This is a genomic window from Vicinamibacterales bacterium, from assembly GCA_036012125.1.
GTDB lineage: Bacteria > Acidobacteriota > Vicinamibacteria > Vicinamibacterales > UBA823 > UBA11600.
The window spans coordinates 11,877-33,542 of sequence record DASCOS010000004.1 but is presented as its reverse complement, the minus strand read 5'-3'; the positions used below and the strand labels follow the sequence as shown (position 1 = coordinate 33,542).

18 protein-coding genes are annotated in these 21,666 nt (G+C 54.5%); 11 read left to right on the top strand and 7 right to left on the bottom strand.

Features of this window, described 5'->3' with window-relative positions:
* Positions 1-15: 15 nt before the first annotated feature.
* From QGH09_01420 to dusB, 3 genes are read left to right on the top strand one after another with little or no spacing between them, the layout of a single operon-like run.
* Entirely contained in the window at positions 16-1,095 is a 1,080-nt protein-coding gene (locus QGH09_01420) for a peptidyl-prolyl cis-trans isomerase (GenBank protein HJO16846.1), read from the top strand.
* Positions 1,096-1,136: 41 nt separating this feature from the next.
* Positions 1,137-1,685 (top strand): UpxY family transcription antiterminator, encoded by a 549-nt coding sequence (locus tag QGH09_01415; protein HJO16845.1) that lies wholly within the window; start codon positions 1,137-1,139, stop codon positions 1,683-1,685.
* A complete protein-coding gene (gene dusB / locus QGH09_01410; GenBank protein HJO16844.1) occupies positions 1,669-2,736 on the top strand; it encodes a tRNA dihydrouridine synthase DusB in 1,068 nt (355 codons plus the stop codon). The genes QGH09_01415 and dusB overlap by 17 nt, the downstream gene beginning before the upstream one ends.
* 380 nt (positions 2,737-3,116) lie before the next feature.
* On the opposite strand, the gene QGH09_01405 is transcribed toward dusB, so the two are convergent.
* On the bottom strand, positions 3,117-4,508 hold the full coding sequence (locus tag QGH09_01405; GenBank protein ID HJO16843.1) for a sigma-54 dependent transcriptional regulator: 1,392 nt from the start codon (positions 4,506-4,508) through the stop codon (positions 3,117-3,119).
* A 187-nt stretch (positions 4,509-4,695) separates the two neighbouring features.
* Here QGH09_01405 and QGH09_01400 point away from each other — a divergent pair, with 187 nt between their 5' ends.
* The 3 genes from QGH09_01400 (at position 4,696) to QGH09_01390 (ending at position 6,409) form a co-directional block, all read left to right on the top strand.
* The gene (locus QGH09_01400) at positions 4,696-4,911 is read left to right on the top strand and encodes a helix-turn-helix domain-containing protein (protein HJO16842.1); all 216 of its coding nucleotides are present in this window, start codon (positions 4,696-4,698) and stop codon (positions 4,909-4,911) included.
* Between the two features lie 50 nt (positions 4,912-4,961).
* On the top strand, positions 4,962-5,171 hold the full coding sequence (locus QGH09_01395) for a hypothetical protein (GenBank protein ID HJO16841.1): 210 nt from the start codon (positions 4,962-4,964) through the stop codon (positions 5,169-5,171).
* A 326-nt stretch (positions 5,172-5,497) separates the two neighbouring features.
* Positions 5,498-6,409: a FliA/WhiG family RNA polymerase sigma factor gene (locus QGH09_01390; GenBank protein HJO16840.1), complete on the top strand. Its 912-nt coding sequence runs from the start codon at positions 5,498-5,500 to the stop codon at positions 6,407-6,409.
* A gap of 14 nt (positions 6,410-6,423) precedes the next feature.
* Here the strand turns inward: QGH09_01390 and QGH09_01385 are convergent, their stop codons facing one another.
* Positions 6,424-7,788 (bottom strand): ATP-binding protein, encoded by a 1,365-nt coding sequence (locus QGH09_01385; protein HJO16839.1) that lies wholly within the window; start codon positions 7,786-7,788, stop codon positions 6,424-6,426.
* Between the two features lie 291 nt (positions 7,789-8,079).
* Positions 8,080-8,391 (bottom strand): PCYCGC motif-containing (lipo)protein, encoded by a 312-nt coding sequence (locus QGH09_01380; GenBank protein HJO16838.1) that lies wholly within the window; start codon positions 8,389-8,391, stop codon positions 8,080-8,082.
* Between the two features lie 363 nt (positions 8,392-8,754).
* Between QGH09_01380 and QGH09_01375 the strand changes: the two genes are divergently transcribed.
* A complete protein-coding gene (locus QGH09_01375) occupies positions 8,755-9,546 on the top strand; it encodes an SDR family oxidoreductase (protein HJO16837.1) in 792 nt (263 codons plus the stop codon).
* 172 nt (positions 9,547-9,718) lie between these two features.
* Here QGH09_01375 and fabZ read toward each other — a convergent pair whose 3' ends face one another.
* The 3 genes from fabZ to QGH09_01360 form a co-directional block, all read right to left on the bottom strand.
* The gene (gene fabZ / locus QGH09_01370; GenBank protein HJO16836.1) at positions 9,719-10,171 is read right to left on the bottom strand and encodes a 3-hydroxyacyl-ACP dehydratase FabZ; all 453 of its coding nucleotides are present in this window, start codon (positions 10,169-10,171) and stop codon (positions 9,719-9,721) included.
* Positions 10,172-10,377: 206 nt separating this feature from the next.
* Complete coding sequence (gene glnA, locus QGH09_01365) at positions 10,378-11,745, bottom strand: type I glutamate--ammonia ligase (GenBank protein HJO16835.1); 1,368 nt, start codon at positions 11,743-11,745, stop codon at positions 10,378-10,380.
* A 359-nt stretch (positions 11,746-12,104) separates the two neighbouring features.
* Positions 12,105-13,889 carry a cytochrome c biogenesis protein CcdA gene (locus QGH09_01360; protein HJO16834.1) on the bottom strand — a complete coding sequence of 595 codons (1,785 nt, stop codon included), beginning with the start codon at positions 13,887-13,889 and terminating at the stop codon, positions 12,105-12,107.
* A 259-nt stretch (positions 13,890-14,148) separates the two neighbouring features.
* On the opposite strand from QGH09_01360, the gene QGH09_01355 reads away from it, so the two are divergent.
* Entirely contained in the window at positions 14,149-16,908 is a 2,760-nt protein-coding gene (locus QGH09_01355; GenBank protein ID HJO16833.1) for a M1 family aminopeptidase, read from the top strand.
* Between the two features lie 109 nt (positions 16,909-17,017).
* On the opposite strand, the gene QGH09_01350 is transcribed toward QGH09_01355, so the two are convergent.
* Positions 17,018-18,229, bottom strand: coding sequence for an aminotransferase class I/II-fold pyridoxal phosphate-dependent enzyme (locus QGH09_01350; protein HJO16832.1), 1,212 nt, complete (start codon positions 18,227-18,229; stop codon positions 17,018-17,020).
* Between the two features lie 137 nt (positions 18,230-18,366).
* Between QGH09_01350 and QGH09_01345 the strand changes: the two genes are divergently transcribed.
* From QGH09_01345 to QGH09_01335, 3 genes are read left to right on the top strand one after another with little or no spacing between them, the layout of a single operon-like run.
* Positions 18,367-18,750, top strand: coding sequence for an ACT domain-containing protein (locus tag QGH09_01345; GenBank protein ID HJO16831.1), 384 nt, complete (start codon positions 18,367-18,369; stop codon positions 18,748-18,750).
* A 43-nt stretch (positions 18,751-18,793) separates the two neighbouring features.
* Positions 18,794-20,167 carry a pitrilysin family protein gene (locus QGH09_01340; protein ID HJO16830.1) on the top strand — a complete coding sequence of 458 codons (1,374 nt, stop codon included), beginning with the start codon at positions 18,794-18,796 and terminating at the stop codon, positions 20,165-20,167.
* Positions 20,167-21,663 (top strand): pitrilysin family protein, encoded by a 1,497-nt coding sequence (locus QGH09_01335; protein HJO16829.1) that lies wholly within the window; start codon positions 20,167-20,169, stop codon positions 21,661-21,663. The genes QGH09_01340 and QGH09_01335 overlap by 1 nt, the downstream gene beginning before the upstream one ends.
* The last annotated feature ends 3 nt before the right edge of the window (positions 21,664-21,666 follow it).

Sequence of the window (21,666 nt, the reverse complement as noted above, 5' to 3'; positions counted from 1 at the left end):
TCTTTTGAGGCGCTTATGAGAAAGTGTAGCGGTACACGTGGCTTGGTCATATGGGCCGTAGCGGCAGCTGTCGTGGTTTTGGAAGGTGCACCGGCGGAGCAGAACATTGTTTTAGAACAGGTTCTCGTCAAGGTTAACGGCGCGATTATTACTAAGACCGAACTGGAGGAACGTCAGGTTCAACTGCTGCGGCGACAGCGTGAGCAAGGCAATCTAGACGAGAACACGACCGACGCCGAACTTAACGATTTACTGGATCAAGCAATACCGCAGCTCATTGTTGATGCAATTGATGAGCTACTGATCGTGCAGCACGGGCGTGAACTCGGTATGGAGATGGATGACGAAAGATTCGCTGACATTGTTGAGAATGTCAAAACACAGAACAATATCGAAAGTGACGAGCAGTGGGACGAAGTTTTGGCTGCAGAAGGTATGACAGCGTCAGACCTCAGGCGTGCGATGGAGCGGCAATTCATTGTTTCGAATGTCCAGCGGATCGAAGTTACTGACAAGGTCGCGATGACGGATACTGAGGCGCGCGAGTACTACAACGCGAACCCAGATGAGTTTCGTATACCAGGACAGATCACGCTACGGGAGATTCTGATCGCGGTCCCTGACGGCACTCCAACCAACGTAGCCGAGGCGGCTCTTGAAGGGAAGGCTAACGATGCCCTTGCCAGTGTAGTTGCTGGTGAGCCATTCTCGGATGTAGTGGCCAGGGTTTCAGACGCGCCGTCAAAGGCGAATGGTGGTCTGATTGGCCCACTAAACGACGATGAACTCGCACCGGCTGTAATGGAGTTGCTAAAGGATTTGGCGCCCGGTGACGTGACTGATCCGATACGGACGGCGATTGGCTACCAGATGTTTAAACTCGAATCAGCCACACCGGTCTCGTTTCAATCGTTTGAGGATGTACGTGGCGATATCGCCAACAGGGTCTTCAATGAGCGCCGCCAGGTTGCGTTCAATGGGTTCATGGAAGAACTTTATGCCAACGCGATTATTGAGTGGAAGAGCGATGGCCTCCGTGAAGTGTACGAAGCGCGTATAGCCGCTATCCGGGCGGCCGCCACCACAGGTCACTGAGTCGGCGACCCCCGCCCGCTGTGTCTAGCCATTTGCTGTCAATGGGTAACTCACCAACCGCGCTTGCGGCACGTGGTTCCGTTGAGGACTCACGTTCTTTAGAGCCAGCCTGGTATGCAGTGTGGACACGGTCTCGACACGAGCAATCTGTACGTGAGCAGCTTCAGCAGAAGAACATTGACGTATTTCTACCAACATATACTCGGTGGAGTCGTTGGAAGGACCGGAAGAAGAAGTTGGCTTGGCCGTTATTTCCCGGCTATTGTTTTGCTAAGTTCGATACTTCTGCACGAGTCACTGTGCTGAAGTGTTCGGGAGTCGTGAATATTGTTTCGTTCGACGGAGTACCTGCCCCGATCCCGAACCAGGAAATCGCGATTATCCGGCAGCTCGTAGAAAGCGACATGCAATACGATCCCTGTCCACTCATTCACGAAGGAATGATGGTCGAAGTGATCCATGGACCTCTTATGGGGATCATTGGACGTCTATTGCGTAAGAGTGCTCAAGCTAGGTTGATACTTTCTGTGGACCTGATTAAACAGGCTGTCAGTGTCGTTGTAGATGCTGCTGATGTCCGGCCATACTGACGCGATGGAACAAATGGCGCAGGTACAAATCGGCGAAGTGACGTTAACGCTGCCGTTTGGATTGGCACCGATGGCGGGGATGACTGACACAGCGTTCCGACGCTTGGTAAAGCGGCAGCGTGGATGTGGCCTCGTTGTGACGGAGATGGTCAGTTCCGAAGGACTCGTACGCGGTATTGACCGCACGCTCGAATTCGCTGAGTACACAGAAGAAGAACGTCCGGTATCGATTCAGGTGTTTGGCGGTGATCCAGCTAAGATGGCGGCTTCAGCGCAGATCTTGGAGTCATTAGGTGCGGACATCGTAGATGTGAATATGGGCTGTCCGGTCCCAAAAATCGCGAAACACAACGCAGGTTGCAGCCTCATGCGTGATCCGAAGCACGCAGCGACCATTGTCGAAACGATGGCGAAGGCTGTAAGGATACCGGTGACGGTTAAGATGCGGAGTGGTTGGAATGAAGAGGAACTCAACGCACAGGAATTGGCCCGGAGGGTCGAAGGCGTAGGTGCGGCAGCTATCACGGTTCACGGGCGAACAGCGAAGCAGTCCTACTCCGGTCGGTCTGACTGGGGCCTCATCAGCGACGTCGCGCGTTCAGTTGACATCCCAGTTTTCGGTAGTGGAGATTGTGTTGAGCCAGCCCAGCTTCTTGAAAGGCTTAATGAGAGCGCTGTGAGCGGCGTTCTTGTTGGGCGCGGCGCCCTCCGGAATCCATGGATTTTTTCACAAGCAGCAGACCTCTCCGCCGGCAATGCACCCCGTCAGGTCACATTTGAAAAAAGGGGTCATTTCCTACTGGACTACCTGGACCTACTGCTCGGTGAGGGTGTTGGTGAAGCGGAAGGATTCCGTCACAGGCTGCCATCAACTGGCGAAACTGCGACGGTCCGCGGTCGTGACCGGTGGGTGATTAACAAACTTCGGGCGCTCGGCGCTTGGTATACAAAAGGGTGTGAGAATGGTTCCCATCTCAGAAAGGAAATCAACGCGATTGAGTCGATTGCTGGTCTTCGCCGAACGATTCACACTTTTTTCTTCAGCCGATAGATCGATGCACAGCCGTCTGACAGTGTTTTGGTCCCGGCAGTAATTGAATTTAAGCTTACGTCGTTTACCGATTCCGGGAGTGCTTTCCGTTGGTCCGCCCAGGGCGGCTTGGTCCACCTTTTCTCTTCATAACCTCTTTAGGGTTGCGGGCCAATTTGGTGAACTTCGTGGAACGCCGCACCCGTGCCGCTTGCGCCTCGGTCGGCGATTCCCATAGGCGGCCCTGCGCGAACCATTTGAGTTCGGCTTTCGGGTCTTTTCTTCTCATTTGGCGCAAGGTTGTGACCAGCTCATTTCGTGTCGCTGATCGAAATGATGTTCGACTGCCGGTATCCAGCACAATCGTCCAGTAGGCGTAGCGCGGCGGCATATAGATTTCCTCAGGTGTACAGCCGCTTCATCTTCTCAATGAGGGTCGTGCGCTTGAGCTTGAGCAGGTCAGCCGCGCGGCGTTTATTGCCGCCAGATTTTTCGAGCGCTTGGCGGATGATTTGACGCTCGATGTCATGGATAGAGAGACTGAAATCAAGGCCTTCGTCGGGAACTGTAACCTGGAAGTTTTCCAACGAATTAGGAGCCGCCTGGATTTCTTGCGGCAGATCGCCGATCTCAATCTGGGAGCGACCTTGGTTTAGGGTGAGTGCTCGCTCGATGACGTTCTCGAGTTGCCTGACGTTTCCCGGCCAGTGATAAGCGCTTAGCTGCTGTCTTGCCTCCTGTGTGGGCTTGACCTGCGGACGGGGAGGCACTAGTTCACGCCCGATTCGTTGGAGAAAATGCTCTGTCAGTAACGGGACATCCTCCCGCCGGTCCCGGAGTGGTGGGAGGGTAACCGGAATGACATTTAGTCGATAGAACAGGTCCTCGCGAAAGTCCCCATCAGCCACACGTTGGGTTAGGTCGGAATTTGTTGCTGCGACAACCCGAACGTCGATCTTAATCTGCCGAGTGTCACCGATCCGTTCCAGTTCGCGCTCCTGCAGTACGCGAAGGAGCTTACCCTGAAGCGCGGTACTCATCGTGCTGATCTCATCGAGGAACAGGGTGCCCTTTTGTGCCTGCTCAATCCGGCCCGGCCGAGACTCTATGGCACCAGTGAACGCACCCCGCACGTGGCCAAATAGTTCTGCCTCAAGAAGAGTTTCAGGAATAGCGCCACAATTGATCGCGACAAACCGATGCGCGTGGCGCGGGCTGTTTTGATGGATGGCGCGTGCCGCGAGCTCTTTACCGGTACCGGTCTCACCGGTGATCAACACGGTGCTGTTGGTTGGTGCGACGGTCTTTAAGAGGTCAACCAGATTACGCATAACTCGGCTGCACCCGACGAGGTTGCCGAATTGGTAACGCTCATTGACTTGTCTACGTAAGTCATCAATCTCGTTTTGGGTTGCGAGTTCCTTTGAGAGAACATGCACCAAGTGCTCGAATAGAAATGGTTTAGTGAGGAAGGTGCCCTTGCCGTTCGGCATTGTCTCGACTGCTTTCTTAACCTCAGGGAACGCAGCCTCATGCGCAGTCATGACGATGACGAGAATCTTGGGATACCGCTCAACAGCTGCCTTGACCACCTGAGTGCCATCCGCCGCGCCTGGCAGCTTCAGGTCTGTAACAACGACGTCGAACGCAAACTCACGAAGTTTCACCAGCGCCTGCTCACCAGTTTCGACCTGCGTCACCGTGTAGCCACGGTCTGAGAGGCCCTCGGCATATGCTTCACGGAGCGCCTCTTCATCTTCAACGATGAGTAAATGTGTTTCTTTTTCAGTCATTTAGAGAGGTGACAGTATTTTGACACTCGGTGGCTCCTTGGTCAAGACAGCTCAAATGTTCACCTACAGGCCGATGGTCGCAAAGCCGATAGACCCTAAGGAGTGGGAGTGAGCTAGATGGATTGGTAGGCGAGGCGGAGTCCCCGCTCAGTGTGTTGGGCTACTCCGCACGCCAGCGAGTAAGACCATGATTATTGACCGAAAAGCCATTTCGATTATGAAGGCGTGCGAACTGGTGGGCGTTAGCCGCCGGACGATCTACAACTGGATTTCCAGTGGCAAGGTCGAGTACGTCCGAACGGCTGGCGGTTCGATTCGTATTTTCACTGACACGCTCTGGCGGGAGCCGGCTGGTGCATCGAAGGGCCCAGTCTGGGCGCAGGCCGACCGAAAAGAGGCCTGAGGAATACGCTCAGTGACCGGCGGCAGTGCTTCAGCCCACATCGAAAAGGGATGAGTGTGGACGAGCCGACCGATTTCCGCCGACTGTTTCACGACCTGAATAATCAGCTCGGAATTATTCTGGCCAATGCTGAGCTTATTGAAGTGAATAAGGCTACGGACGGGAAGATCCGATCACGCGCGGTGCAGATCCAGGAGAGCGTATTTAAGGCTCTAACTACGGCAAGAGCGATACGCTCTAAGCTGAAGACTCCCGAATAAGATCGCGTTCCTGGCCTCTTAAGAGGCTTCTTTCAAAAGAGATTTCTCTCCACAGTTGTCATTTAATTGACGATATTTTTTCTCTTTGTCATTTTAATGACGATTATTCGCAGGATCTCTACATAATTTCTCCTTCTTTCACAGTCATAAAAAACTATAAGAGCCTATTTTTGTTCACTTTACAGATATATCTTGAATATTCACTACACATTCCCCCTGTTGGTACCACTGTTGCGACATAAAGCACTGCCACTGCATACGCCGAAGTGTGAGCAGCACACTTTCGACTGCCGCTACTCGACGCCGTGGCTTGGGGGAGATTTGAGATGTCGCAGCATATTGCTACTACGGAGCAGCAGAATCGCGTCGAGGATGGCGTGCCGTTCGTCCAGGCACTGGCCCGCCGTGTTGCAGCGTCGATGCCGCACTCGATTGATGTTGGAGACTTGGTGCAGGACGGAATGATTGGACTCATTGATGCCGCCCAACGGTTCGATGCGAGCCGAGGTATCAAGTTCGAGACGTTCGCTGAACGCCGAGTACGGGGAGCGATGATCGACGCACTGCGCCGCGATGCGTGGCCTCGCGGGATCCGCCGCGTGCGACGTGAACTTGAGTCCGCACGCGAGGCCCTCCGACGGGAACTGGGCGGCGAGCCCTCCTTAGCTGACTTGGCCGCTCGCGTCGGTTCTGACGAAGCCCGCCTTGGGCAGACAATCGTGCGAATCAACACCATCGAATCCACGTCACCCTTGGCGACATCCGAGGATATCGATGAAGCTAGCTTGCCGGCGGTGATGGTGCCTTCGAAACCGCTGTCGCCGGACAAAGCCGTGGAACAGGGTGAGGTCAAGAGTCGGGTACGTGCGGCCATTAAATCCCTCCCGCCACGTGAGCGGAAGGTAATCGGACTGTATTACTACGGCGAGGTAACGATGAAACGGATCGGGACTGAGATCGGCGTGAACGAATCTCGGGTCTCGCAGCTTCACACGCGAGCGATTAATAAATTACGTAAGGCTCTTGCTCAGGAATTCGAATCCGACGCTGTAGCTGCCAACGCGCTTGGCGCTGTACTCGCCCACAATATGCCCAAGCGGGCAACTCGGGCCTCTCGTAATGCCCCACGGGGTGTAGTGCTGCCCTATCCGAAGCGACGCAGCCCGAAGGCTAATCAGTTGGTCGTACACCGGCCGCGGGCAGCTGCCACTTCACCGCCCACTGCCGTGGCTCGGTGACCGCCGGTCTTCGCTCAGGATAGTACTTCTTGGGCCACCTTGAACAGTTCGGTGAGGCGGAATGGCTTGCGAAGACAGGGGCAGCTGACTTCATTAAGAAACTGTTCAGTGTTTTCTCCGACCACGTCCCCAGTTGTAAAAACCAAACGGTTCTTGAGATTTGGCGTGGTTGTAACGGCTGCTCGGAAGAATGCTGCGCCGTCCAGACGTGGCATTTTCAGGTCACAAATTACGAGGTCATAGGTATGTTCGGCTATTCGGGACAGAGCGTCTTTGCCGTCTCCCGCGCGGTCGACGCGGTAACCCCTGTCGGTAAGCGCCTCAGCCACCACTGTTGCTAGGGCCGGGTCGTCCTCTACGAGAAGAACTGCTGCACCACCACCAAGGTTTGTCCCTCTTTTAGTCGATGGTATTTCAGTCTGATGGGCCTTCACCGTTGAGGCAGAGAATTCCGGGAATTCCAAGCGGAATGTTGCTCCTTCGTTGGGGGCTGAAGTCAACGTAATCCGGCCACCGTGATCCTGCATAATCGCTTGAGCCATTGTGAGGCCGAGGCCGGTGCCTTTTCCCACATCCTTTGTCGTGACGAACGCATCAAAGATGCTAGCCTGAATCTCGTCAGGCACCCCGGGACCGTCATCGCTCAGTTCCAGCACCACGCATTCTTCGCCGGCGTTGTACCAAGTCCGCATCACGAGCGTGCCCCGGCCACGCTCCTCTAATACATGCTCGGCATTTATCACTAGGTTGAGCAACACCTGCTTGAGTTGGCCAGCGTCAAACCACACCTGAGGCAGACCGGTGGCTAGTGCATCGATGACTACAATGTTGGAGACACGCTGTTGATAGGTGCGAAGTGACATTGTCTCTCTGATAACCTGGTTGACATCAACCATTGCTTGTGTTGCCTGTCGGTTGTCACTGAAATTCGAAAGTTTTCGAATAATTCCCGCAGCGCGCTGAGATTCCGAATGAATTGTGCTCAGGCCGCGTTGGACCACATCATCAACCGACTGTTCAGCCAGTCGCTCTGACCAAGTCAGGATCGTTGCTAGCGGGTTATTTACCTCGTGAGCGACCCCAGACATTACTCGCCGAGCGTAAGCCTTAATTTCCTCTTTGTGCACTTGTTGTGAACGCTCTCGTTCCTGCTCGTCCGACTTCTTCTTGTCGCTGACGTCACGCATATGTGCATGCATGAGTAGTGTCTTGCCCTGCTTTGGTTCGGCGTGAGCCGTAACTTCGACCCACATGGGCGTTCGGTCAGCCCGTCGCAGTGACAGCAAATAGTTAATGACAGCGCCATCGCGCTCTAGCCGCTCAAGAAATATCTTGAACGCTTCGGTGTCAACGACCCGGTCGGCATCAAACGGTTTCACTTTAGTGGAGGACGTTTCGGTCGGGTAGCCGAACATTAGTTTGAGGTGCGGATTGGTAGCCAGCGTTTTCGTAGTGTTTCCGGTGATCGTGCCGCAATAAAAGCCTTGGGGCAGAACTTCAAAGAGTCGACTAAAAGAGGCGGGCGCAGATGGGCTATGGTCACTCTTCCGAGCAGATTTCCGAACAGACTTGGGGGAGCGTGTCCGTGACACGGGCGGCTCGGAACCCGAGTGGCGTCGAACACTACGCTTAGCTGTTGAAGCTCGGCGCGCCACAGCGACCAGTAAGGGCTAGGGAACGGGCGGTGTCGGGGTCTGGGTCATGAAATGCGGACTGTAGTTCCGCTCAATGGTCTCACGAATGTTCGTAAGGGAACTGCCGGCTTCATGCATGGTCATCGCGTCACGCGCGACATCGATACAGATGGCTCAACCCATGCCGTGGGCTTCCCATGCCACTTTCCCTTCAGCATTGCGATCTGCGACAAAGCAATCGTGGTTATCGCCGTGGCCGAAATTTTCACAGCCGCAATAGCATGGAACGTACGAGAGCACCTCAGGATGGTTCGCCGCGAAGGTATAAACGGCTCGAATAACTTCCATTGGCCTCGGAGGTGGGAACTGAAGCCTTGGGAGAGGCGGAAGATTTGACGATGGCAGCCTCATTACTGGTCCACGCTGCGACGTCAGGTCTCGGGATGAGGTTTGCATTGGTGGGAAGCCAGCGCTAGTGACCGGCGCGTCGGTCGGGGAAACCACTGAGTTGGCTGGCGTTCCGGGTGACGGTGAAATCCACCACGCCACCATCGCAACCCCAGCGGCCATCAGGCCGAGCGTCAACTTAGTCCGTCGCCACCACACCACTTTGCGCGATCGATTGGAAGACATGCCAGCCATTCTATCACCGTTCGGATTCAAGCCACTCGGCGGGTTTCTTGTAGAACTAGCGTGCTAGACTCCCCGAGCATGCCCTCGGACCGTATCCTCGCTGACAAGGTCGCTATTGTAACGGGTGGTGGTACGGGGATTGGCTTGGCAATTGCTCGTCGCTTAGGCGTGGACGGCGCCGCGGTCGTCATAGCTAGCCGAGACACGGATCATTTGGCTGCTGGAGCGCGAGCGCTTCAAGATGATGGAGTGCCGGTCCTGACAGTACCAACCGACGTTCGGGACCCGGAGCAGGTCGATGCCTTGGTGGAGCGTGCGGTGGCCGAATTCGGTCGTGTCGACATTCTTGTTAACAACGCTGCCGGAAATTTTATTTGCAGGGCTGAAGAACTCTCCCCCAATGGCTGGAACGCAGTTGTTGGAATCGTTCTGAACGGTAGCTTTTACTGTGCCCGCGCCGTTGGGCGGCATTTAATCGAGCGTGGCTCCGCGGGCGCAATAGTGTCAGTGCTGGCAAACTACATCTGGACTGGAAGCGTTGGGACGATACACTCAGCCGCTGCCAAGGCGGGTGTCCAGTCAATGACCCAAACCTTAGGTGTGGAGTGGGCCCACCACGGTATTCGTGTCAATGCTGTGGCACCTGGCCCGGTTGAGTCGCCTGGGGCAGCGCGGCAACTCTGGTCTACCCCGGATGCTGTCGACCGGATCACCCAAATGGTTCCACTCAGACGATGGGCACAGCCCCAGGAGATCGCTGAGGTTGTGGCGTTTCTTTGCTCGTCTCGTGCCAGCTATGTTGTTGGTGAAACGATTACGGTTGATGGAGGCGCCTGGCTGGGCCGAGGCACGTTCGATTTCCTGAAATAAGACTCCGGGCGTCAAACCGTCTTAAGTTAACCCGCTGACGAAAAAATCTTTTCCGCATCGCGGGTCAAAGGAGTTTAGTTCACGACGATTCACAGATGCGCACAAGCGCCCTGCCTACAAGTTACCTTCAGAAATCTAGAATCACGAGGTGGCTCAGAGTGACAAACTAACTCTAATTGGCCAGAGGGCCAAGGGCAAAAGTCATCGATCCTTCGAGCACAGTCTCATCATTTACCTTAGCGGTGCCGCTTAGTTGGCCGACGCGACTGCGGAGCCGAACAACCGATGCTTCGATCCGCACGACATCCCCGGGGTAAACTGGCCTGTAATACCGCACACGCTCAATACCCATGAAATAGATCAACTTTTCCCGATTCTCAGGCTTGGCCAGGATCAAAATGGCGCCAACTTGGGCCACTGCCTCGGTGAGGATCGTTGGTGGGAGCACTGGTTCCTCGCCTTGGGTGTGTGCTAGGTAACGTTCGTTGAGCGAAACGTTCTTGATGCCAACGATGCGTGTGTCCTCTTCAAATTCGATGATGCGATCGACCAACAGGAAGGGATACCGATGTGGGAGAATTCGTTCAATGGCCGTGTAGTCGAGTGGTAGTGATAGAGGTTCCATTCAATTCTTATATCGATGAAGATTCAAGAAGTGCCCGCCAACCGAAGTTTCAAAAAACACCTAAGTATAAGCCGAATTGACCATTCACGGCCGAGTGACCTTCCGGCCCCCATTCGGGGCCTCGGCCCACGCTAGCCAGCAGCTAGAGGATACTCAACGTCTTAGATTACCGGTGAAACGCTAGAAAAACGACACCCGGTGGTCGCTCAGTATGAAGTCAAATATCGTTGTGTTTCCCAGGGCGTGACCTGCGTAGTGTAATCGTGCCATTCTGATCGCTTTGCTTCGATAAACTTCTTGAAAATGTGATCGCCGAGCGTATTTTGCATCAACGAGTCCTTTTCCAGCGCGTCCAGAGCCCGGCTCAAATCACCAGGCAGTTCGTCGATCTTTGCCTTTCGACGTTCGCGGTGGCTCATCTCGTAGATGTTCTTATCGACGGGCGCAGGTGGATCAATCTTATTCTCGATTCCATCAAGTCCCGCTCGGAACATCACTGCCAGGGCGAGGTACGGATTGCACGCCGGATCCGGCATGCGGAGTTCAACGCGGGTTCCATTTCCACGCGAAGCTGGCACGCGGATGAGCGGGCTTCGATTTTTCTCTGACCACGCGAGGTTCGTCGGTGCTTCGTAGCCAGGCACCAACCGCTTGTAGGAATTGACGAGCGGATTCGTAATCGCACAGAACCCTTTGGCATGCTGCAAAAGGCCCCCAATGTAATGCAGACACGTCTTGCTTAAGTTCCACTCCGCTTTCTTGTCGTAAAAAGCGTTCTTACCATTCTTAAACATCGATTGGTGGCAGTGCATTCCTGAACCATTAATGCCTTGAATTGGTTTTGGCATAAACGTGGCGTGAAGACCGTTTTGCACCGCTACGTTCTTTACCACAAACCTGAAGGTGCTAATGCTATCGGCTGTCGCCATGACATCGTCGTATCTGAAATCAACCTCATGCTGGCCGGCTGCAACCTCGTGGTGCGCCGCTTCCACGTGAAACCCCATTTTCTCAAGCATGAGGACGATCTGCCGGCGTACGTCTTCGCCCAAGTCGACAGGCGTGAGGTCAAAATACCCGCCTGTATCATGGGTTTCGGTTGTTGGATTACCGTTAAGAGTTTGAAACAGAAAAAACTCTGGTTCGGGTCCTGCCTTCATTTCAAACCCGAGCTTTGCAGCCATTTCCACAACGCGTCGTAACGCTGTTCTCGGACAGCCGTCGAACGGCTCGGGTGTTCTTGTTTTGCTGTTAGGTTTGTAGATGTCACAAATAAGGCGACCGACCTTGTCGCCGGATGAACTCTCCCACGGAATGACTTGAAACGTTTTCAGGTCAGGTTTCAGGTACATGTCGGACTCTTCAATCCGCACAAATCCCTCGATCGATGAGCCGTCAAACATGATTTTTCCGTCAAGCGCGTCATCGAACTGGCTGTCAGGCACCTCCACGTTCTTAATTGCACCGAGGATGTCGGTGAATTGTAGACGCACGAACTTTACGTTCTCGCGTTTGACTTTTTTCTGAATGCTGGCTTTGTTGACGCTGTGACCGGCGGTATCCGTGGTGCTCACTGGACGCTCCTTCCACTGGTTTGTCCGGCGTGGAACTAGTCTCTCCACGCGCCCTAGAAGAGGTTCTAAGCGGAAACTCCAAAAGGATAGAATGTACTCGAAATATTGTAGATCACGCAAGGAAATAGAGACGATTTGTAATTTTTGACACGACAATGTGCTAATTACCACGAAATCTGTGCAGATGTTGCAGATACTGGACTAATAAGAATAAGGAAGCCGAATCTGGTGAAGGCTTCCGGTAAGGTGGGCGGCTACATTTGAAATCTGGAATTTGGAGATGTAGCGACGAACTTGGTATTTGAAATGGGTGTACTACAAAGTGTGGTCTATCCACCGCGCACCGGATCCCCGGGCGTCTACTGTGTGGCGGAAGCCGCTATCCCGTCGGGGTTGGTTGGGCGAAGAATGACGTAGGTCGGTAGGCCGATACTCTTAAAGCGATCCATGACCTCTTTGGCGGGCGAACTGCTTGGGTCCTCGGCTTGGAATTTGATCTTTACGTAGGCATCCAACTCCGCTGTGACGTCGGGGTCCTTTAGCGTGGTTTGGTCCATTGTGAGACAGTTCTTGCACCAGGTGGCCCACAGGTCAACAAGCACAAACTTATTCTCAGCGTGAGCTGCTTCGAGTCCTGCTTGCATTGACCCATACCAACCTTCTCCGAGCTTTTCTTCGACACTGCTCGTCACTTGCCGCGCGTCGACCAAACGATTTTCGAAAATTCCATAGGCGACGTATCCGTAGTAGGCAGCGGTTGCCAAGATAAAGATGCCAAAGGCCTGCTTGACATGGACGGTCCACATGCCTGGTTTGGGCAGGAACGAAAGACCGGCTCCGGCGATCGGCCACGGCAGAGCCATGCCAACACCAAGGCAAAACGGAAGCAACAGCGCTACGTTCATACCCGAGGCGTACAAATCACTTGAGAACAGGATGACCTGAATGACAACCGGAGCCACACAGGCGCCGGCTAGCAAGGCAGCCACCGAACCCATGCCGAACGCGGTCAGGAAAGACCCATTTGGGTTGTTACCAATCCATAATTTGGATTGAAGGCTGGAAAAATCGATAGTTATTACATCAAACATAGCGAGCGCTAGTACTACGAAAATCAGCGCGATACTGATATTGAACCAGGGTGATGCGTTGATTGTGCCGAAAGTGCCTGCGGTGAGGATGACGATTAGCCCGAGCGCCCCGTACACGACAGCCATAGCCGCACCGTATGTGGAGCCAAGCAACAGGCCACGAACACGCGAGCCGGCTCGAGCCCCGGCTCCAATGATGGCGATATTAATCGGAATCATTGGTAGTACACAGGGTGTTAAATTGAGCGCGAGCCCGCCAAGGAGAATAAGCACTAGGATGGTTAACGGCCCGCGCCCTTCAAACCAGCCCAAGCGAGCTTCTCCCGCTTCAGCGGCGCTGACGAAGCTCAGAAAGTCCTCTGAGTCGAGGTAGCCGCCTGTCGTGCCGAGAATCTCGAAATCATGAAGCATGGTGACAACGTCGTCGGTTTCGAAAACGCTCGGTGTGTCCCACGCGGGTACGTCGAAGACGTCACTGCCGCTGTCCGGCACAACAGCATTCTCACCACCGAACATGATGCCGTCGAGGACATCCGAGTCCTGTGCCCCGCTGGCCGTAACCTCAGGCCAGATCTGTAAGTTCCACTCGAAGGCCGCCGTCGTTGGCATGTAACACATCGTTTCGTCACATGCTTGGTAGCGGAGTGTGCCTGGCACCGTGTAGGTCCCGACCGGCAGGTCATTGGCCAGTGTGAGAAGAACGCCTATAGCGAAGCGCTCTTCAAAGACAGCTAGTGGTATTTCTGCGCCCTGCTGCTCAAGTAGGCCAGCTTCGGGATACGTAATCTCTGCCACGGCAATCCCATCGGGAGGCGAGAGTATTAGCGCGGTGGGAATAAGAAAATCCTCAAGGGGCTTGTTCGAATTTACGTGAAAGCCGGGTGCTAAGTAGGCCCGGACGGCGACACGCAGGGTCGTTCCCGCCGCCGCGCCCTCGGCAGCGACCAGCGTTTCAATCTGGACCTCCGGTGGCTGCTGGGCTGACGCCACTGCTGCTAAGGAGAGGAGCGTTCCTACGGCGACTATCTTGACCGTACGGATAATATTCTTCATCTTCGTTGTCAGCGCCTGCCGGTGCCGGCTGGCGAAGGTGCGGAGTTAGGATGCCCATCCATCGTGAGATTAGGCATCAGCCTACCCAGTGGCTCATTGTACCAGACGGCTACAAGGCTGTGTTGGGAGTGAAGGCTCTACCTAGAGTCTCTGTCTATCCGATGGTAGACTAAAACTAGTTTCCCTCCCGCGGTGTCGGAACGATTTAGTGACTGGAGCAAAAGCGTTAGCAAGATTACTGACGGACAATTAGCTTTTCATGGTGAATTACCTACGAACGAATCTCTGTTTTGCGGCCGTTTTGGCGATCTGTGTCGTACTTGGAGCCAACCAAACTGCTCGTGCGCAGACACCTGGAGTCACCGCTCCTCCCCTTAACCAGTTCTACCAGCAGCTTGAGCGAACCATTATTTCCGGCCGCGCGATCGCCTACTTGGCGATGTTGTCACCCTCTCTGGCTGCTCAGCCAAGCGCCCGGCAGTTCGTCAGGCGGAACATCTTGGCGGGTGTGACCAACGTGACGATCAAAGAACTGGGACGTCTACCGTTATCCGATGTACCCGAAGGACAAGGGTATGCCGTGCTGCTTGAGGTCTTCCGTGAGCAACGGCTGGCAGGGAACGTCGCTACTTGGCTTCTCAATGTGAGGCGAGACATTGATCCGTTGACAGGTCAATCTTTTCGAGACGGACCTGAATGGCGGATTGTCGGACAGCAACGGCTAACACAAGTTGGTGGTCTTTTCCGGCTCGAACTCCATCCCGAACGTCAGTACATCGTTCGGAATCTCACAATTTCGACGACCGACTTAACGCTGACGTTGCCTCAAGGAATGGCGTTCGTCGCCGATACCGGACAGGGAATCACGGCTCTAGTGCTACAGGGCGAAGGTGAGATGGATTTCACTCCAAATACATCCGTGGAGCAGGGGCAACTCCGGCTCTTCTCCGGTGACGAAGCGCTGAGAACTACGTTCACTAGTGCTTTTATCCGAGTGAACCCTAGCGACTTCGATGCGCTCGTGCCGCAGCAAGCACTTATGGAACGTACTGTTGGCCTGCGTGATTACGAAAGAGCCCAGGAAGTATTCGACCAATACGCACCGGAATCGTATCTTGTCGACATCGGCGATCTAAGTGCTGAAGCTTGGTGGGTGTTACCGAATGAGCGAGATTTGCTCATTGAATTAGATACGCCGCACTACGACCAGCTGACTTATGTTAAATCGGATCGCAAGGCCGAGGACATTCAACTTTTCGATCGTGAAGGGAAGCGCAATATTTCGGTCTACGCGTCAAGCGAGAAGCTGTTGACACGTGGCCGCTTCTACAGCGAGGACGATCTAATTGACTATGACATCGAGAACTACGACCTCGATGTGATGTTTCTACCGAGGCGCGACTGGGTGGAGGGACGCGCCACATTAGCCATGCGCGCCGTGCGCGACCTGTCGTTATTTTCGATCCGGCTAGCCGATGAACTTGCAGTTGAATCGGTTACTGCCGAGGGGGTCGGACGGCTATTCCCAATTCGTACGCCAGGTCAGAACACGATGATCCTGAATCTACCGGAGTCAATCGCGGCCGGTGATGAAGTTACACTGACTATTGACTACAGGGGCGAATTGCCGGCCGAAGCCGTGGATCACCAGTCAATTGTGCCTCGCAATCTCTCTCTCTTAGACTCGTCACGTTTTGTGCACCCAACCATCCGTTCCGGGCCCCAACCGCACTATTTATACAGTAGCCGGAGTTTTTGGTATCCCCAGTCGCTAGTGACTGATTTTGCGCCGGCTACGATTCGTATCACCGTACCACCCGATTTCGAGGTCGTGGCCAGTGGTCACCGGAGTGGTGCTCCACGTGAGCTATACGGTGAAGAGTCGGAAGGAATGCCTGACGGGTCCAAGGAATACGTCTTTGAGGCCGAGCAGCCGATCCGGTATTTGGCAGCTTTAATGAGCGGATTCGTGCAGGTCGCATCGGAGAAAGTCCAGCTACCAATGTCCACCATCACTTCCAAACAGAATCGAATTGCATTATCAGTCGAGGCAAATCCCCGACAGCGTCGTGCCGCTCGATCACTATCTGAACGAGCCAAGGCGATTTTGAGCTTCTACACTTCCCTCATCGGCGATGTTCCCTACGAAAGCCTGACCGTAGCCTTGGTCGAGAGTGAGCTGCCTGGAGGTCACAGTCCGGCACACATCTCAATGATTAATGAGCCTATGCAAGCTAGTAATCTGTTATGGCGCCGTGATCCGGTCTACTTTATGGACGCGCCAGACTTTTTTCTCGCGCACGAACTCGCTCACCAGTGGTGGGGACAGGCTGTTGGATGGAACAATTACCACGAGCAGTGGCTGAGTGAGGGCTTCGCGCAGTATTTTGCCGCGCTGCACGCTAGGCATTCCCAAGGTGACGATGTGTTTCGAGGGATTATGCGGCAGATGCGCGAATGGGCGATGCAGCAGTCCGACCAAGGCCCTGTCTATCTAGGCTACCGGCTCGGGCATATCCAGGGAGACAGAAGAATTTTTCGTGCCCTTGTCTACAATAAGGGCGCGATGGTGCTGCACATGCTCCATCGCCTTTTAGGGGACGAGGCATTCTTTCAAGGAGTGCGCCGCTTTTACACCGACCGGCAGTATCAGAAGGCCGGAACTGAGGATCTTCGAGTGGCGTTCGAGCAAGTATCGAGCATTCCACTGACTCGTTTTTTTGATCGCTACATTCATTCTACCGGCCTACCCGATCTTGCTTTTACTTATAGGGTGGAAACAGTTCCCGATACCGAGGGCGCTTCAGTAGTTAAACTGCGATTCGAGCAACGGACTGATGAGCTCTACGACGTTCCGGTGACCGTTAGACTTCGCTACACAACCGGTGGCTCTCAGAACGTTGTTGTTAGCGTGACCGACCGTGTGACCGAAGTGCGAGTGCCTCTAGCTGGGTCACTGAGCAGGGTCGACGTGAATCGGGACTTCGAAGCGCTGGCCCGCATCGTCGACAAAAACTGAGCCGACCGGTCCCCACAACGTGTAGGTAAATTTAGGCAGAGAACAGATCTGACATCAAGGAACCCAGCCGGTCTCTTTCGGCGTTTCAATCGCGACTGGTTCACATCCTTCACGTGCTCAGGAACTCGCTCGTGAACGAATCAATCAAGTCGTAGATCTCGTTCAACTCTTGAGGGTTCGCAAGAAAAACGACACGCATGAAACCGCCACCAGGTGGCAAGCCAAAGCCTGAGCCGTGAACGCACAGCACCCCGGTCGATCGTAGCAAGCCAAGGACATAGTCCTCGTCAGTCTTGTTTGGTGGCAGGGTAATTTGTGGGACAGCATAGAACGCAGCGGTTGGCGCCACGCACGACATGCCATCAATGGCATTCAACCTTGCGGTTGTCAGCTCGGCGCGCTCGCGCAGGGCGGCGCGAAAAGTGTCTTGATCTGAGCTCTTCTGGGTTAAAGCCGCAGTGATCGCTGCCTGCATCGGAGCTGTACTGCATAGCCGGCCGTCGGCCAGTTTCTTGATTGCGGCCAAGAGGTCGTTGAGTCGATCGCTGGTACCTACGGCCATCCAACCCGCGCGCCACCCAGGCGCTAGGTAGGCTTTCGACAACGATGAAAAAGAAATAACAGGTGCCTCGGGGTCGAGACTGCCGATTGGTGAGATCGGACCATCGTATGCAAGATCGGCATAAACTTCGTCCGCTAGTAGAAGCAAACTGTGACGATTTGCCAGTTCCAGAAGTTTGCGACGCGTACTGTCCGAGTAAACAGCCCCCGTTGGGTTGTTCGGATTGATCACCACTAGCGCCCTCGTGCGAGGCCCGATCAGACTCTCGATGTGATCGAGATCTGGCATCCAGTTATTATTTTGATCGGTTTGATAATACGAAGCATTTGCACCTAGCTTGGCGAGCACAGCGGTATAGAGTGGATAGGTTGGGACCGGCACGAGCACTTCCTCGCCAGGGTCCACTAACGCAGTAAGTGCCAACTCAATTCCCTCAGACGTTCCCATGGTAAGCAACACGCGGTCGGCCGGAATGTTGAGGCCACGGCCCGAGAAGTCCTCGGCCACCGCTTCACGTGCTGGCTCTATACCTGGAGACGATGTATAGCCGTTCAGTCCGTCGTGCATCGCGCGCTGGACGGCATCGAGGAGATGCTGGGGAGTCTTAAACCCGAACGGAATCGGATCGCCAATATTTAGGTACCGGACACGTGTGCCGACCGCCTCAACTTTCTTAGCCTCCGCTACGATGTTCCGAATGGCGTAGGAGAACCCGTGGACGCGACTGGCGACTTGAATGGTTGATGTGGCAACTGTCATAAGAATCCGATCCTAGCGCATCCCCTTGGTTCATAGCTAGCAGTACCTACACACATGCGAGTTCTCAAGACACTGGTATCACTTGGTCTTGAAGGCGGGTATGATCGTAGGGTTACACCGTTGTTGTAGAGAACACTATGGCTGTCCGAACCGAACTGTCCCTGCGACTCCCAAACAATCCCGGCGCACTGACTAATGTGTGCCAGCTTCTGTCGGATGAACAAGTCAATATTCTTGCGTTCAGTCTCGATGCTGATGTCTTACTCCGCCTAGTGGTTGACAACCACATCCACGCGGAAGGCGTGCTCCGCGATCAGCACCACGACGTTGAAACACGGCAGATTTTGTACTTGGAAGTGCCAAACGGTCCTGGCGTACTAAAGACGGTCGGGCGAATGATGGCCAATGCAGGCATCAACGTCGACCATGCCTATGGTTCCGTGATCGAAGGCCATCCGATGGCGACGATCGTGCTGGGAGTGGATGACGCGGTGAAGGCTTCAACCATCGCCGGTGTGTAGTGGCTGACAGACTCGGTGAAGCTAGGTCTTACGGGAGAAACGCATGCTGAGATGCACGCGATGGAACTGGCAAGCGGTCATAATCGCGACGGGGATTTTCGGTTCAGGAACCGGTGTGGTTGGTCAGACCGTCGAGTTCACGGACACGACACTTCAAAATGGTCTACGAGTAATCATCGCAGAAGACCACGTGGCGCCGGTGATCTCGATCGCTGTAAATTACGACGTTGGTTCACGTAACGAGCGCCGAGGGCTCACAGGGTTCGCCCATCTTTTTGAGCACATGATGTTCGAAGGGTCAGAGAACGTCGGCGATGGCGAGCACTTCCTACTCATCGCCAACAACGGTGGCGACGTCAATGGAACGACCGATAAGGATCGAACTCTTTATTTTGAACGGCTTCCTTCAAACCAACTCGACCTTGGCTTATTCCTTGAGGCCGATCGGATGGCCTCGCTCGATATTACCCAGGAAAATCTTGATAACCAGCGCCAAGCGGTACAGGAGGAGCGCAGGCTCAGGATTGACAACCAACCCTACGGGCACACGTTCGAGACGATTGATGAACTGGCTTATAGCAATTTCGCCTACTCACACTCGACAATTGGATCAATGACTGACCTCACTGCGGCTACTGTGGTGGACATAGCGTCGTTCTTCCGGACCTATTATGCGCCGAACAACGCTGTTCTTGCGCTCGTTGGTGACATTGACGCCGAGGTGGCACTCGAGAAGGTTCGGCAGTACTTTGGACGGATTCCACGCCAGCCCGAACCGCCCACTGTGGATCTGACAGAGTTACCGCAGACTGAGGAGCGCCGGGCAAGCTACGATGACCCACTGGCTCGTTTATCGCGCATTGATGTCGCGTATCACATTCCGGAGAGCCTGACTGCTAACCACGATGCCCTCAGTGTGCTCGCGACCATACTGTCGTCTGGACGGAGCTCGCGACTCTACCAAGCCATCGTCCGGGATACCCAGCTTGGCGTAAACGTTGGTGCGTTTGCGGTCAGTAACCGTGGTCCGAGCCTGTTCCGGTTGGTCGGCATTGCCGCACCCGGGGCAGACATTGGCGCGCTCGAAACCGCCATCTACAACCAAATCGAGCGGATCAAGGTTGAACCTGTCGAGGACTGGGAACTCGCCAAAGCACGCAATGGCGCACGGCGGTCGTTTGTTTCAAGTTTAGGGAGTTCACTTCAGCGTGCCATCACTCTGTCACGGTATGCACTCTTCTATGACGACCCTTCGCTTATTAACTCACGCGCTGAGCGCGTCGGTGCGGTGTCAGCGGAAGACCTGCGACGGGTGGCGAGCACTTATCTCAACGAAACTAACAGGTCGGTCATTATCACAGTCCCGAGGCCAGCTGGTGCGCAAACAGACCAGGTTCCGGGGCAGGGGAATTTCTGATGTGCGTACGGTGGTCCCACGTCGTATTGGGATGCATGTTGTCGGCTGTTGTATCGCTGGTTGGTGTTCACCTTCAGGCCAAGGAGTTACAGACTCAATCAATCGTCGGTGCCGAAGTCAAGGGTTTGGCACCGGTCTCCGACGAAATCCTCCAAGTTAATTTACCGAGGGCCGAGGAAGCCGACCTTGATAATGGCTTACATCTGATGGTGCTCGAAGATCGGCGCGTGCCGATCGTTTCGTTTCAGATGATTCTGATCGGAGCTGGTGGCTACTACGATCCTCCCGATCATGCGGGTCTAGCCAGTTTTACGGCGTCACTGTTGCGGGAAGGTACGGAGAACCTTTCTTCAGTGGAAATAGCCGAAGCGCTTGAGACCCATGCCTCTCGTTTGGCCATCTCCACGGACATGTCGTTACAGGCCACGAGCATGAGCGGTTCGAGCCTCACGGAGCACCTCGAACAGACGATGGCCCTAGCAGCCGACGTTCTACTCCGGCCTTCCTTTCCTGAGGAGGAGCTCGCTTTGTTTAAAGACCGTGAGCGTGCTGGTTTAATGCAGCAAAGGACTCGGCCAGGCTTTCTGGCGGTCGAACGCCTCAATGGAGCCATTTATGGCAACCATCCTGCTGGCCGAACCTCGGCGACACCGGAGACACTCGATAGGACCACGCGTGACGACCTGCTCAGCTTTCACCGAACGCACTATATTCCCGACCATGCCGTGTTTGCTATGGCCGGCGACATCTCAATGGTTGATGCGCGCACCTTGGTGGAGAAGCACCTCGGTGCGTGGGCTCGAACGGAGAGACCACGGCCGACGGTACAAGACCCTGAACCCATCGGTCCGTCGAAGCTCTACTTAATCAACCGTGCTGCATCTGTCCAAACGAATCTTGTTGTTGGTACACAGGCAATTAAACGCACCAGTCAGGACTACGACGTTCTCACGGTGATGAATCAGATTCTAGGAGGCGGTGCAACAGGACGTCTATTTATGAACCTGCGTGAGGACAAAGGCTACACCTATGGCGCTTACAGTTCCTTCACGGCGCTGCGGTATCGCGGTGATTGGGAGGCTTCCACCGAGATACGCACTGAAGTAACTGGAGATGCTTTGGCCGAGTTGCTCCGAGAGTTGAAGAGAATCCGCGATGAAGTGGTTCCCGAACAGGAATTCCAGGATGCCAAGAGATCGATCATTGCGAGCTTTGCACTTTCTCTCGAGTCGCCGAGCACCTTACTCGGCAATTCCGTCGTCCGTCATCTCTACGACCTAACAGACGATTATTGGGAACGGTATCCCGAGCGAATTATGTCGGTAACGCGCGAGCAAGTACAGGAAGTTGCGATGAAGTATCTCGATGCCGATCGGCTACACATTGTCGCCGTTGGTGATGGGGAGCGGATCTCTGACGCGCTAACCTCTTTCGGTCCCGTTGATGTGTATGACGACCAGGGAACCCTGGTCACGACGGCGGGTAACAGTCAGTGACCG

Bases quoted from the DNA above. Each gene is read 5' to 3' on its own strand.
- fabZ (HJO16836.1), bottom strand. From the start codon at position 10,171: ATGGAACCTCTATCACTACCACTCGACTACACGGCCATTGAACGAATT.
- QGH09_01405 (HJO16843.1), bottom strand. From the start codon at position 4,508: ATGACTGAAAAAGAAACACATTTACTCATCGTTGAAGATGAAGAGGCG.
- QGH09_01360 (HJO16834.1), bottom strand. From the start codon at position 13,889: ATGAAGAATATTATCCGTACGGTCAAGATAGTCGCCGTAGGAACGCTC.
- QGH09_01350 (HJO16832.1), bottom strand. From the start codon at position 18,229: ATGACAGTTGCCACATCAACCATTCAAGTCGCCAGTCGCGTCCACGGG.
- QGH09_01420 (HJO16846.1), top strand. From the start codon at position 16: ATGAGAAAGTGTAGCGGTACACGTGGCTTGGTCATATGGGCCGTAGCG.
- QGH09_01375 (HJO16837.1), top strand. From the start codon at position 8,755: ATGCCCTCGGACCGTATCCTCGCTGACAAGGTCGCTATTGTAACGGGT.
- QGH09_01340 (HJO16830.1), top strand. From the start codon at position 18,794: ATGCTGAGATGCACGCGATGGAACTGGCAAGCGGTCATAATCGCGACG.
- QGH09_01345 (HJO16831.1), top strand. From the start codon at position 18,367: ATGGCTGTCCGAACCGAACTGTCCCTGCGACTCCCAAACAATCCCGGC.
- QGH09_01395 (HJO16841.1), top strand. From the start codon at position 4,962: ATGAGTGTGGACGAGCCGACCGATTTCCGCCGACTGTTTCACGACCTG.
- QGH09_01415 (HJO16845.1), top strand. From the start codon at position 1,137: ATGGGTAACTCACCAACCGCGCTTGCGGCACGTGGTTCCGTTGAGGAC.
- QGH09_01390 (HJO16840.1), top strand. From the start codon at position 5,498: ATGTCGCAGCATATTGCTACTACGGAGCAGCAGAATCGCGTCGAGGAT.
- dusB (HJO16844.1), top strand. From the start codon at position 1,669: ATGTCCGGCCATACTGACGCGATGGAACAAATGGCGCAGGTACAAATC.
- QGH09_01400 (HJO16842.1), top strand. From the start codon at position 4,696: ATGATTATTGACCGAAAAGCCATTTCGATTATGAAGGCGTGCGAACTG.
- QGH09_01335 (HJO16829.1), top strand. From the start codon at position 20,167: ATGTGCGTACGGTGGTCCCACGTCGTATTGGGATGCATGTTGTCGGCT.
- QGH09_01355 (HJO16833.1), top strand. From the start codon at position 14,149: ATGGTGAATTACCTACGAACGAATCTCTGTTTTGCGGCCGTTTTGGCG.